Genomic DNA, 12520 nt, shown 5'->3' on the forward strand with positions numbered 1-12520 from the left:
CGGCCGCGGGTGGTGGTCTCGGCGCGTCATGTGGTCAACCGCTGATTCGTGCTCCGGAGTCGAAGCCCCACAATGCCAGCGTCATCAGCAGATTGACGCAGATCATCACGGTGATGCTGGCGCGCATCGCGCGACCGGCGGCGATACCGACGCCCACCGGACCGCCCGCGGAGTAATAGCCGAAGTAGCACTGGATGGTCGTGGTGATCACGACGAAGACGACGGCCTTCGTCAGCGAGTACACGACATCGGTCGCGCTGAGCACCATGCGGAAGTAGTGGTCGTAGGTGCCGGGTGATTGGTTGCCCGCGATGCCGATGGCGAACTCGACCGCGACGAAATTCATTGCCAGACAGACGAGATAGAGCGGGACTATGGCGGCCACCGAGGCCATGAGCCGCGTCGTCACCAGGTAGGGGATGGACCGGATGGCGAGTGTTTCCATCGCGTCGATCTCCTCGGCAATGCGCATGGCACCGAGTTGGGCGGTGAATCTGCAGCCCGCCTGTGATGCGAAGGCGATCGAGGCCATGATCGGGGCCAGTTCGCGGGTCGACGCGGTCGCCGAGACCAAACCCGTCGCCGGGCCGATGCCCAGCAATTTCAGTGCGCTGTAGCCCTCGATCCCCACCAGCGCGCCACCGCTCGCGCCGAGCACGACAATGATGCCCGCCGTGCCGCCGCCGACGATGAGTGACCCGTTGCCCCAAGTGATATCGGAGATCAGACGCAGTAATTCCCTGCGGTAGTGACGCAGCACGATGGGAATGCCGGTGAGCGCGCGCAGGAAGAATATGGCCATATGCCCGAGGCGCATTGCCCCGCGCAACGGTGCGTCCGCGACGCGGAGCACCTGCCTGAGGTGCAGCGGATAGTACGGCGCGGCCATCTCAGAGCGCCTGCCGTGGGAAGAGCATCGTATACATCTGGGTGAAGCCCACGTTCACCACTATGAGCAGCACGATCGAGGCCACCACGGTGGCATTGACCGAATTCGCCACCCCGCCGGGACCGCCCTTGGTGCTCAATCCCTTCTGGCACGCGACGACGGTCACGATGAGGCCGAACACCACCGCCTTGACCACCGCAAGATACATATCGCCGATGCGTGCGAACGAGGAGAAGGTGGCGATGAAGCTGCCGGGCGTACCGCCCTGGACATAGACATTGAACAGGTATCCGGCGAGGAATCCGACGAAGGCGCTCAGCCCGGTCAGTCCGACCGCGACCAGCACCCCGGCGGCCACCCGCGGCACCACCAGCTTGCGCAGCACGGAAACGCCCATTACCTCGAGTGCGTCGATCTCTTCTCGGATGGTGCGTGAGCCGAGGTCGGCGCAGATCGCCGAGCCGACCGCCGCGGCCAATAGCATCGCCGTAACCACGGGTGCGGCTTGGCGGATGACCGCGAGACCGCTGGCCGCGCCGGCCAGCGAGGTCGCACCGACCTGACCCGCGATGAGCCCGAATTGAATCGAGAGGGTCGCGCTGATGGGCAATGCCACCGCGACGGTCGGCAGGTAGGAGGTTTTGATCATGAAAGCGGCCTGCCGCACGAACTCCTTGAACGCGAAACGGCCCGTCGCGATGTCGATTACGAGATACTGCACCGCACGCACACCCAGGATGAACTGCGCGCCTACGGTATCCAGCGAGGCGACCGGATGACGGTTCAGATAGCCGCGGCCCCAGTTCCTTATCCGGGTGACCGACGGTGCGGAGGCTTGATCGATCACATCACACCAGATCCACTTTGCTTGCCAGCCAGCGCTCGCCCACCCGCTCCATGGTCATGATCATGCGGCTGCGATCGATCCGTGGATCTGGGCTCACCGAGTTGGTGACCTCTTGATCGATGAACAGCATTACCTGGACGCGATCCTTGGTCGCCGACTTGATGCTGGAGTCCACGATGCGCCCCTTGCTGAGGGCCTTGTGCTCGACCAGCAGTGTCTTCAATTGGTTACTGGATTGGGTGTATGTGTCTTTGAATTCGCCGGTCGCGCCATTGATGACAGCGGCGAAATTCTGGTCGATATTCTGCGAATCGATGCTCGTCAGCGTGACCGCGTAGGTCTGCGCGGTGCTCGCGGCCTGCCGGGCCGCGGTATCGACCTGGCCGCGGTCGTGCAGTTTCCAGCCGAGCACGCAGGCAAGCACCGATGCCGATACCGCGACGAAGGCGGTCGCGCCGACCACCGCGCGCGGCACCCAACGACGCCGCCAGAAGGGTGATGTGGCGTCCGCGCCCACGTCCGCGTCCTCGGCCACCTGGTCCGAATCGCTTGTCTCGGTGGCTGTTTCTTTCTCGGGCACGGATGGGTCGGCGGTGTCCGAGCCCGAATCGATTGTCTCGGTGGCATTTTCGGTCTCCAGCACTGATTTCTTCATCGAAACCTCCTGGCCTTCGTTGTTGGTTTGCTACTTCGGCGGTACATATGCCGGAACGTATGCACCGCCGTACGGTGTCGGGATCGACAGCGGCCCGCGCGGTGTCGGATCGGCGGTCGCCAGCGGATCGACTCCGGGCGGGGGGTGCGCGGTGTCGTCGCCCGGGGGCCGTGGCGCATTGCGGGCTCCGCGCGGTACGAGCGTCGGATCAGGGTCGGTGCAGTAGGCGTACAAGTAGGGTTCGGGATGGTTCGCGACGGTGACCGGCAGGCGCGGCAGGTCGTAATCGCACTGCTTTCGTGGATAGATGCTGGCGATCGCCCAGAGCGTGCCGTCGTGGAATGCGGTGCCCAAAGCGTCTGCGGTAGAGCCGGCCCGCTGCGTGGGGAAGAATAGATTGTTGATGGCCGGTACGTGCACGTATGACATCTGGGCCACGGTCGCGAGATTGCCGAGCAGTTGGACCATGGTCGGGGAGTTGTCGGCGATGATCTGGTCCATGGTCCGCAGCGCCTCCGGCCCGACGTCGAGCAGGGTGTCGAACCCGCCCGTCATCGAATTCATGCCAGCGGCAGTGCGTTCGAGATCGGCCGCGGTAGCCGCCAGAGCCGGTCCGAGCTCGCGTGCGGTGCCGAGCACCACCTCGCTGGTGCGCAGGAGACTGACAGTCTGCGGAAGTACCGTACCGAGTGTGGTGATCAGGAAGGTGCCACCATCGATGATCGCCGCCAGCTTCTCCGCCGCCGCCGAACTCGCGCCCAACTCGTGCACGATCGCCTGCAGTTTGTCGGGATCGAGTTGTGCGATGGTGCCGTTGAGGTCGCCGAGCAACTGTGCCAGCTGCACCGGCACTGCCGTCCGGTCCTTGCCGATGACCGCGCCGGCGGCTAGATAGGGGCCACCGGAGTTGGTCGGAACGAAATCCAGGTATTGCTCACCGGCCATCGACAATCCGGCCACCCGGATCGCACTGTCGGTCGGGATCCTGGTGCCTGCCTCGATCGACGCGACCGCGACCACTTCACCGTCGACGATGTCGACCGAAGACACTCGGCCGACGCGGACACCGCGCACCGTGACGTCCCGGTCGGGCAGCAGACCACCGGATTGCGCTAGGTGGACCCGGATCTGGTAGGTCGACGCAAACGGGTTCAGCTCGAGCGATCCGAACAGGACATACGTCGCTCCCGCTATCAGCGTGGCCACCAGGGCAACCAACGAGACGATGAGTCGATGACGGACCAACCGGTCGGTAACTGCGAGGACCGCGCCCGCCGCCGACTCCAGCCGGACGCCGTAGGCCCGATTCGGGTCCGGGCGGTTCATCGTCCCGGTCCGATCACTCGGCCGTACAACCGGCCCAACGAGTACGCCAGCGAACCGGCGAAGTTCTCCCAGTCGGTCTGGCTCGGCACCCGGGCTTCCGGATTACCCGGGAAGTTCGGGTCGGGTGCCGCTCCGAGCACTATCTGATAGATATCGGCGTCGGCGGTGGCGGCTGCGGCGTTGGCTATCTTGCCACTGACGATGGCTATGGTGTGGTTCAGCGGGGCCAGGTTGGCGTTGGGGTCTATCGCGGCGGTGTTGAGTCCGGCGGCGAGATTGTTGAGGTCGGTAACCAGGCTGCGCTTTCCGGTTCCGTTGATCGACGGAAACTTCGCGAGCTGGCCGGCGATCCGATTCAACTGGGCTGCGAGATCCACGATGTCCCGGGTACTGGCGGCCACAACATCCAGGGCCGGGCTCGCGGCGGCCAGCACATCGTTCACCACCGACTGTTGCGCGGCCACGGTGGCGGTCAGCGTTGCGGTGTCCTGCACTACCGCCCGGATCTGGTCCGATCGTGCCGAGAGCGTCCGGACCAATGTGGTCGTTTGGGCGATCAGCTCACCCATGCGGTCGCCCCGCCCACCGAATTCGGCGCCGAGACCGTTGATCACCTTCGTCAGATCTCGGATCACACCACCGTTGACCAGCAATGCCGCCCGGGCGAGTACTTCCTCGATGGTCGCCGCCGCCGAGGTCGACGATTGCGCAATGCTGTCCTTATCGTGCAGCACCGCGGCACCGGGAGCCGGATTCGGTGGCGGATCGAGTGCGACGAATACATCGCCGAGCGGTGTGGCCGACCGCAATTCGGCGGTCGTGCCCGTCGGTAGCAGCACCTCGGATCGGATCCGCAGGGTGACCACGGCGGTGTAATCGCGTGCCGTCATGGACTCGACCTCACCGACATCGGCGCCGTCGACCTTCACCTTGGCCTTGGTCGGGAGGTTGAGCGCGTTGGCGAAGGTGGCCGTCAGCGTGAACGTGTGCGATCCGACCGACGGCGCGGGCAGCGGCATCCGATCCAGCCCCATCGAACAAGCGCTCGCCGGTACCGCGCCCAGCAGCACGACGGCGGCGCTGGTGAAAGTTGCTTTTCTGGTAATCATTTCGGCAAACCCGCGATTCCGGCCAGCATGGCCACGATGCCGAAGTCCGGCCCCATATCGGACAATTTCCCGGTGTTGCAGCCGAGCTGTTTCAAGTCGAGCAGATTGCACACCTGCTTCACCATCTGCCCGTCCAGCACGATCTTGTCCACATTCACGTGCACCCGACCGGCGCCCACGTTCTGGTCGATCACGGCATAGGCGTTGTCTACGACCAACGGGAACAGATCCATGAATTCCGCGATGTTGCGGTTGTAATCCGACAGACTCTGGAAGATGACGTTCGCACCGCTCGCCGTATTCGACAGGGCGCCACGATTGCGCTGCATGAGATCGGTTGTCCCGGTGAGTATTTCGTTCAACTTCGCGCCGGTGTCGCCGGTGCCGAGATTTTGTTCGGCGAGCAGCTCACTCAGCTGGCGGACCCCGCTGCCGAACTCGCGGATCGTCTGGTCGTTGCGCGCGGCCGCGGCGGACAGCGAGTCCAGATTGCGCACCAGAGTGGTTATCGCGTTCTTGGTGGCGGCGCCATGATCGTCGCCCATGCGCAGCGCTCGGGACAGCTGGTCCAGCGCGGCCTTGATCTCATCGCCGTTATCCGTTGCCACCGCCGCGCCGACACCGACCGCGTCGGCAATCGGGCCGTGCCCCTGCCCGTCGCCCTGCAGTGACGTGGACAGCTTCTCCGCCATGGCCAGCAGACTGTCGAACTCGACCGGCGTCTTCGTGTGATCGGTACCAAGCGTCGCCCCGGCAGCCAGGGTCGGTCCGCCGCGGTAGACCGGGGTGAGCTCGATGTGACGGTCGGTCAGCACCGAATCCGAGACGGTCACCGCCGTGACATCGGCGGGAATCCGCACCGAGGCGTCCACCCGCATCGTCACTTCGACATGCGCGCCACGTTGCTCGACGCGGTCGACCTTACCGATCCGCATGCCGAGCACATCCACCGGATTACCGACGAAGACACCGGCGGCGCTGTCGAAATGCGCTGTCACGGTGATGGTTTCGTTCAGCCGGGACAGCGGAGCGCCGGCTGCGCCGGCGATCAGCGCGGTGGCCGCCAGTACCAGAACCAGCTTCACGGGACGGGGTAACGATCTCATCGACAGTCCTCCGAATAGGGGGGCAGCTGGATCTTCGCGCGGCCGACCAGCGCACACATGAAGGAGTCGATGAACGCTCCCGAGGACGCGTTGGCCTCCAGTTCCGGCCCGGAGCCGGCCAGGTCCGCCCAGCTGCGCCAGGGCACCGGCAGGATCTGCAATATGTTGCGCAGCAGGTCGTCGTGCCGGCTGAGCATCTGAACCAGCTGGCCGAGGTTGTCGAGCAGGGATTGAATCGCGGGCTGGTCGTCCACGACGATCGGTTGCAGTGTCCGCACCACATTGCTGGTGGCTGCGATGAGGGCGGCAATGGCCTGCCGCTTGGCCGCGACCTCCCGCAGCAGGTCGCGGCCCTGGTCGAACAGCACGCCCAGGCCGGCCCGTTGATTCTCGATGACGGTGGTGAGTTGGCTCGTGCTGGTCAGCAATGTGGCGATCTGCCCGCGTCGTTCCGCGATCACACCCGACAGGATGGTGACGTTCTGCATCACCGACGGGATCAGCTGTGGCAGCCCCTGTAGCTGGGTGGACAGTTCGGTGAGCGCCTGGCCGACCTTATCGGCATCGACCTGAGTGAAGGTGGTCGTGGCGTCGGTCAGTGCCGACTGCAGATCGTAGGGAACATTGGTCTGCGCCAAGGGGATTCGGCCATTCGGCAGCGCACCGGAACCGGCCGGCGCGAGTTCCACATACCGATTGCCCAGCAAGGTGGTGAGTTTGATCGACGCGGTCGTGGCGGGGCCGAGCGCGACATTGTCGGCGATGCTCAGCGTGACCGTCACATGTTCACCGGCCAACCGCAGGCCGACCACATGGCCGACCGGCACGCCCGCCACCGTCACCTGATCGCCGGCACCGAGCTGCGCGGCCTGTGCGAAATCCGCCTCCAGACGTCGCTCACCGATATCGAGCGAATTGACCACCAGTGCGGCGGCGACCGCGACTACCAGCAGCGCGATCGCCGCGAATCCGAGCCAGGGCCTGCTGAGTTCTTCGAGTTGCCGACGCCCGATTCGGGTGCGACCGTTGTGCTTCCACGGTATGCGCATGCGCCTCACCTGCACTTGGAGGTGTGTTGGGCAACCCCGCCGGGGGATACCGCGTCGACTATTTGCGGAATCAGCGGTGTCAGGCCCGGCACGAGCGACACGGTCACATCGCAGATGTAGGCGTCGACGTAGCCGCCTTCCTGCGTGATGCGGGCCAGCCCTTTGAGCACCAGGGGCAGGTTGTAGCCGAGGTATTCGAACTTGCCCTTGTTGTCCAGGAAGTGCTGCGTGAATCCGGGTTCCCGAGTCAGGAATTCGACCAGGGTGGGCTGGTCGGCAGCTACGATCTCCGACGCTCGGCCGACCACCTTCGCGATCTGGTCCACGGAATCGAATAGTGCTCGCTGCTGTTGTTGCAGGCCCTCGAAGACGGCTCGTGTCTGGTCGATCACCGTGGTCAGATTTCCGCTCTGCTGGGCCAGATTGCCGACGATGGTGGCGAGATTCGAGATGACCTGTCCGAGCACCTCGTCCGGCCCGGCGAACGATTCGGCCAACCGGGTCGTCTCCGCGATCAGCGTGGTGATCGAGCCGTTGTCGCCCTGCAAAGCCTTGATCAGGGCGGCTGTGATGTTGTCGACCGCGGTCCGGTCCAGTGTGCCGAACAGCGGCTCGAAACCGTTGAGCAGCTTGGAGATATCGAACGACGGCTCGGTGTGGTCGATCGGAATCTCGGCACCGGGTTCCAGTACGGTCGGGTCGCCGTGGTTGCCCATGGCCACACCGAGATAGCGCTGACCGATCAGGTTCTGATACGTCACCGATACGGTGGTCTTCCCGGTGAGCGCCTGATCGCTGTGGATCCGGAAACCGACCCGCGCGAGCGTGCCCGCCAACTCGACCGATTCGACCCGGCCGACCCGTACCCCGGCCATCCGGACATCATCGCCGACACGCAGGCCGGAGACGTTGGTGAACAGCGCGGAGTACTCGGTGGTCTCGCCGCCGATGCCGCGCTCGAGGGTGATCGCGACCGACCAGCTGAGCAGTGCCGAACTGATCAGGAAGGCGATCAGCACGAGCAGTGATCCGCGATAGCTCATCGGGTGCCTCCGCTCGGGTCCGGCGTGATCGAGACATTCGCACCGCGGGCCAGCGGACCGAACATAATGTCCGCGGCGGCATTGGGGTTTCCGCCGAGGATGTCCGCGATCTGCTCCTGTTCGGCGGGACTGCCGACCGGCCCGATATCGCTATCGAGCAGCGAGGCCGGCGGTTGGAAGCGGCGCGGATCCAAGCCGGGCGGCAAACCCTCGGCCGGGGCGGGTGTCGCCGGACCGCTCGCGCAGTTGGGACCGGCCAGCTCGCCGTATCGGGGGCAGTCCGCCGCGGTGTACTGCCGGTTCGGTGTGAGCTGCACTATGACGCGCGGGGTAAGCCGTTGTGTCTGCGGATTCCACAACCCGTTGAAACGGGTGATCGTTCGCGTCAGTGAAACACTGATCTGCGGAAACTTGCTCGCACCGTCACCGAATGCGCCGAGGGCCGGTGACATATGCGTGGTGATTTCGATGATCTTGTCGGTGTTGTTGTCGAGTCCGGTGCCGACGGTGCCGAGCGTGTGCAGGCCGCCGGACAGCAGCGCGGTGAGTTTCGCGCGCTGCTGTGCGAGCGTCTGCAGCGGCAGTATCGCCTGATGCAGGGCGTCGAGCAGATCCGGTGCCGCCGACTGGAGTTCACGCATCGCCGCCGAGAGCGAATCGAGCGTGGACGGCGCCGCCTGCACCGCGACGACCTTGTCGAGTTCGACGACGATATCGCGCAGCCGTGCCGCCGCATTCTCGATGCCTGCGCCGCGCCCATTGGTGGCTTCGGCGAGGATCGCCAACATGCCCACCGCGTTATCGGTTTCGTCCCGACCGACCGCGGCGATGATCCGCCGCAGCTGATCGAGCGAGGTCTGCAGGCGCACGGTCGCCAGGCTGTGATCTTGGCTGATGCGGGCTCCCGAAGTCAGCGCCGGTGCCGCACCGTTGTAGACGAGTTGTACCGAGGGCACCGCGAATACGTTGCTCGGCACCACCCGCGCGGTCACCGTGGCCGGAATCGTCTGCGCGAGGTGGGGATTCAGCTCGATACGGACATCGTTCATTCCGCTATCGGCGGCGGGCGTCACCGCCGTGACCAACCCGACGCGAACGCCTTGGAATTTCACGTCCGACTTGGCGGGCAGCCCGTCGCCGACATTCGCCATGACTGCCGTCACCGGCACGGACTTGCGCAGTGCCCCCCGGGAATTCGCGACCATCAGGGTGGCGGCTGCCGCGATAACGACGACGCAACAGACACCGGTCAACAGCAGGCGAACCGAGGAGGGTCCTCGGCCGTCTGGCTCGAACATGATCGACACGAAATCCACTCACTCTCGCGGGGCGGACGCGTCTCGTGGCGTGAATCGGATGTGCAGATCGGTGAGCCCGCGCAGGATGTAGGTCGGCTCATAGCGGTAGCGGCGGTCGTCCGCGGGACCGTGCTCATCCGCATCGATCGTGATGTCCAGCATCCGATCGAGAATTCGTTCCAGCGATACCCGACCCTCCACCCGTGCCAGCGGACCTCCCGGGCAGGAGTGCACACCGCGTCCGAAAGCCAAGTGCTCGCGGAAGTTCGCGCGATCCAGGCGGAACTCGTGCGGGTTCTCGAACCGGTTCGGGTCGCGGTTGGCCGCACCGGGGCAGACCATGAGCGTGGATCCGGCCGGTACGTCGACCCCACCGACCTCGGTGGACCGGCGGGCGAGCCGGAAGCCGCTCTTGACGGGTGCGTGCATGCGCAGTGTCTCCTCGATGAAGACCGGGATGCGGCTGCGATCGGCACGCAGCGTCCGCTGCAGCTCCGGATCGTCACCGAGCACGCGGACCGCGGCGGCGAGCAGCTTGGCGGTCGTCTCCTGACCCGCGGCGAAAACGAAGGTCGCCGAACGGACCACATCGAGGACCTCGGGGGTCGACCCATCCGGATATTTCGCCAGCGCCAGCGAGGTCAGCACATCATCGCGCGGCTCGCGCCGCCGATCGCTGATGTAGGCACTGAACTTCTCGTCGAGCCACTCCAAGGGATTGATGCCGACCGCTACCTTGTCCAGCGAACCGACCTGACTGCCGGGTCGGTCGGCGCCGAGCACGGTCCGGAACTCCTGGTGGTCCTGCTCCGGAACACCGAGCAGATCGGCGATCACCAAGAGCGAGAATGGTTTCGCGTACTCGGCGACGAATTCGGAGCAGCCGTTGGCCAGGAATTCGTCGAGCTGGCGGTCGGCCAACCGCCACATGAACTCCTCGTTCTCCTTCAGCCGCGCCGGTGTCAGCAGTCGGTTCAGCACCGACCTGGCATAGGTGTGCTGCGGCGGATCCATCGTGACCATGTGCTCATACATGGGCAGCTGGGTGCGATGCTGCTCGATCTGCGCGCTGATGTCTTCGCCTTCGGGCTGGAACGGCAGTGGCGGGAACGGGCCGCCCACCGCGATGCACGAGGAGAACGTGTCGGCGTCCCGCAGTACCTCGGAGACCTCCTCGTATCCGGTCACCGCTAGGACGTTGTAGTGCGGCTCCCGGGTGACCGGGCACTTGGCGCGTAGATGGTCGTAATACGGATAGGGATCGGGCACGAGTGCCGGATCGGTGAAGTAGTCGATGGTGTCGAAATCGGTCATCGTCGGCTCCTGGGTCGGGAGGTCATGGGTATTCCACAGTGATCAGGGTGGTCTGGGGAATGGCCTGGCAGGTGAGGATGTAGCCGGCCGCGACGTCGTCGTCGGTCAGCGCGTCGTTCACCTTCATCACGACCCGCCCATCGACGAGGGTGGCCATGCAGGTTCCGCAGTTGCCCGCCTCGCAGGAAGACGGTGGTGTCAGCCCGGCCCGGCGTGCGGTTTCGAGTACGGTCTCGCCGGCTCGGCGGGGCTGTGACGTCGTGGCACCGTCCAAATGAATTGTCACAATTCCATTGGCCACCGCCGCATTGTGAGGTAGCTCTGGTTCGGCGGGTGCGGGAGTGTGCGGGATCAACATCGATCGCGAAATCACTTTCGTGGGATTAAGGGGCAGCGCATGCGGAGAAAGCTGCTCGAAATCGAATCCGACTTTCCTATCCGATTTGCTACGCCGATGATTGTGCGCGTAGTCGAAGGTTGGGTCAATAGGGTGCGAGCGAATATTTTCTCGGCTATCGATTCCTTTTTTCGGCGCGCTGGAATGCACCTTCACCGCATGATAATCGGAGGGTGCCTCGAATTAGGGAACCGAAAATTTCGGTCACCCGTATAACTAATTCTATTTCTGTTGAACGACCGGATCGCCGATCAGAAATACCACCCCCCGTTGTGGCCTGCCTGCGGTGTCGCGGTGACCCGGCCGACGGTGAGGCCGTGCTCGGGACCTGCTAGCCCGCGTTCGGTCGATGTGCGGCGTCGTCCTGCGCCGACGCGTCGGCGTCCCGGGGTCGTTCTCGTACGAAAGGTGCGGTGATCGATGGATCCAGTACCAATGGCTGCCGCTGGTCGGTGCCGCTGCGCCGCTCGCGAACGGCCCGGTCCTGGTCCGTGTTGTCCGCGGTGAGGCGCCGCACGGTGCGCTCGAGTATCGGCAGGATCTCGTCGATGTCGAGGGTCTTGTCGGCGACCCGCGCGATCAGGGCGTAGATCACGTTGGTCAGTATCAGTCCGATGTCCTCGAGGTACTCGGGATCGGCACCGTCGAGGATCTGTCCGGCTACCGGCAGGACCGCGGCGAACCCGTCGACGCTCAGACGCGCCCCGCCCGGAGCCGAGTGGGCCCGGTGGAACGCCTCGAGCATCGTTGGATTGCGCTCCCACGGCTCGAACACATGTCGCAGCACGCGAATCACCCCGTCGGCGATCGATTCCTCGGGGGTGGGCGGTGCGATATCGGGATAGGTGTTGGTGGCCATCCACTCGTGGACCGCGGCGATGATCAACGCGTCTCGGGTGGGAAACAGCTTGTACACGGTCGCGAGGGATACGTGGGCGCGCCGCGCCACCTCGCGCAGTTGAACGGCGTCGTAGCCGTCGGTCTGCAGCAGTGCGAGCACGGTTTTGATGATCTTCTTCGACGGAATCCGTACTGCTGTCCGACTCACCCGAGAACTGTAACACGGTTATCATAGTAACCGTGTTACTGTCGCGATGGAACGTTTTCGGCGGGATGGATCGGCCGATCGGTGACCCGCAGCGGTCGGGTCGATCCGCCGCGACGGACCGCGGCGATTTCGGCTCCGATGGTGACGGCGGCCGCGGCCGCGGCCCGACCGCTCACAGGCCGGTAGGCGAGCCAGCTCGGTGTCGGTGAGGCCCGGTCGGGAAGCGCTTCCGGTCCCCCCGACGACGGTCGCGATCGCGTAGTGCGTATCGGTCGCATGCCAGCGCAGTAATGACGCGGTCAGTTCCCGCGTGTTCGACCCTCTCGGCGACATTGCGCGACGGCAGGTGCAGGTGAAAGAATCATAAGTGTCCGATAAGAGATCGTAATTTTCAGTCAACACATATTGCACTCTTGACACCGTTATAGATGCGGTGCTA

At 64.7% G+C, this 12520-nt stretch carries 12 protein-coding genes; all 12 read right to left on the minus strand.

The features are described from left to right. Positions 1-34 precede the first annotated feature (34 nt). Entirely contained in the window at positions 35-889 is an 855-nt protein-coding gene (locus tag ACIBG0_RS00760) for an ABC transporter permease (RefSeq protein ID WP_397027987.1), read from the minus strand. A 1-nt stretch (position 890) separates the two neighbouring features. Further along, entirely contained in the window at positions 891-1733 is an 843-nt protein-coding gene (locus ACIBG0_RS00765) for an MlaE family ABC transporter permease (protein ID WP_397030136.1), read from the minus strand. A 4-nt stretch (positions 1734-1737) separates the two neighbouring features. Further along, complete coding sequence (locus tag ACIBG0_RS00770; protein WP_397027989.1) at positions 1738-2391, minus strand: hypothetical protein; 654 nt, start codon at positions 2389-2391, stop codon at positions 1738-1740. A gap of 30 nt (positions 2392-2421) precedes the next feature. Further along, on the minus strand, positions 2422-3717 hold the full coding sequence (locus tag ACIBG0_RS00775; RefSeq protein WP_397027991.1) for an MlaD family protein: 1296 nt from the start codon (positions 3715-3717) through the stop codon (positions 2422-2424). Beyond that, entirely contained in the window at positions 3714-4826 is a 1113-nt protein-coding gene (locus tag ACIBG0_RS00780; RefSeq protein WP_397027993.1) for an MCE family protein, read from the minus strand. The genes ACIBG0_RS00775 and ACIBG0_RS00780 overlap by 4 nt, the downstream gene beginning before the upstream one ends. Continuing rightward, complete coding sequence (locus ACIBG0_RS00785) at positions 4823-5932, minus strand: MCE family protein (RefSeq protein ID WP_397027995.1); 1110 nt, start codon at positions 5930-5932, stop codon at positions 4823-4825. The genes ACIBG0_RS00780 and ACIBG0_RS00785 overlap by 4 nt, the downstream gene beginning before the upstream one ends. Beyond that, a complete protein-coding gene (locus ACIBG0_RS00790; RefSeq protein ID WP_397027996.1) occupies positions 5929-6981 on the minus strand; it encodes an MCE family protein in 1053 nt (350 codons plus the stop codon). The genes ACIBG0_RS00785 and ACIBG0_RS00790 overlap by 4 nt, the downstream gene beginning before the upstream one ends. Positions 6982-6986: 5 nt before the next feature. Beyond that, positions 6987-8024: an MCE family protein gene (locus ACIBG0_RS00795; protein WP_397027998.1), complete on the minus strand. Its 1038-nt coding sequence runs from the start codon at positions 8022-8024 to the stop codon at positions 6987-6989. Continuing rightward, positions 8021-9322 (minus strand): MlaD family protein, encoded by a 1302-nt coding sequence (locus ACIBG0_RS00800; RefSeq protein ID WP_397028000.1) that lies wholly within the window; start codon positions 9320-9322, stop codon positions 8021-8023. Before ACIBG0_RS00800 ends, ACIBG0_RS00795 begins: the two co-directional genes overlap by 4 nt. 18 nt (positions 9323-9340) lie before the next feature. Next, on the minus strand, positions 9341-10636 hold the full coding sequence (locus tag ACIBG0_RS00805) for a cytochrome P450 (protein WP_397028002.1): 1296 nt from the start codon (positions 10634-10636) through the stop codon (positions 9341-9343). A 22-nt stretch (positions 10637-10658) separates the two neighbouring features. Further along, positions 10659-11006: a 2Fe-2S iron-sulfur cluster-binding protein gene (locus ACIBG0_RS00810; protein WP_397030137.1), complete on the minus strand. Its 348-nt coding sequence runs from the start codon at positions 11004-11006 to the stop codon at positions 10659-10661. Positions 11007-11364: 358 nt separating this feature from the next. Further along, entirely contained in the window at positions 11365-12081 is a 717-nt protein-coding gene (locus ACIBG0_RS00815; RefSeq protein WP_397028003.1) for a TetR family transcriptional regulator, read from the minus strand. Positions 12082-12520 lie beyond the last annotated feature (439 nt).

Source organism: Nocardia sp. NPDC050630 (assembly GCF_044457245.1).
Classification (GTDB): Bacteria; Actinomycetota; Actinomycetes; order Mycobacteriales; family Mycobacteriaceae; genus Nocardia.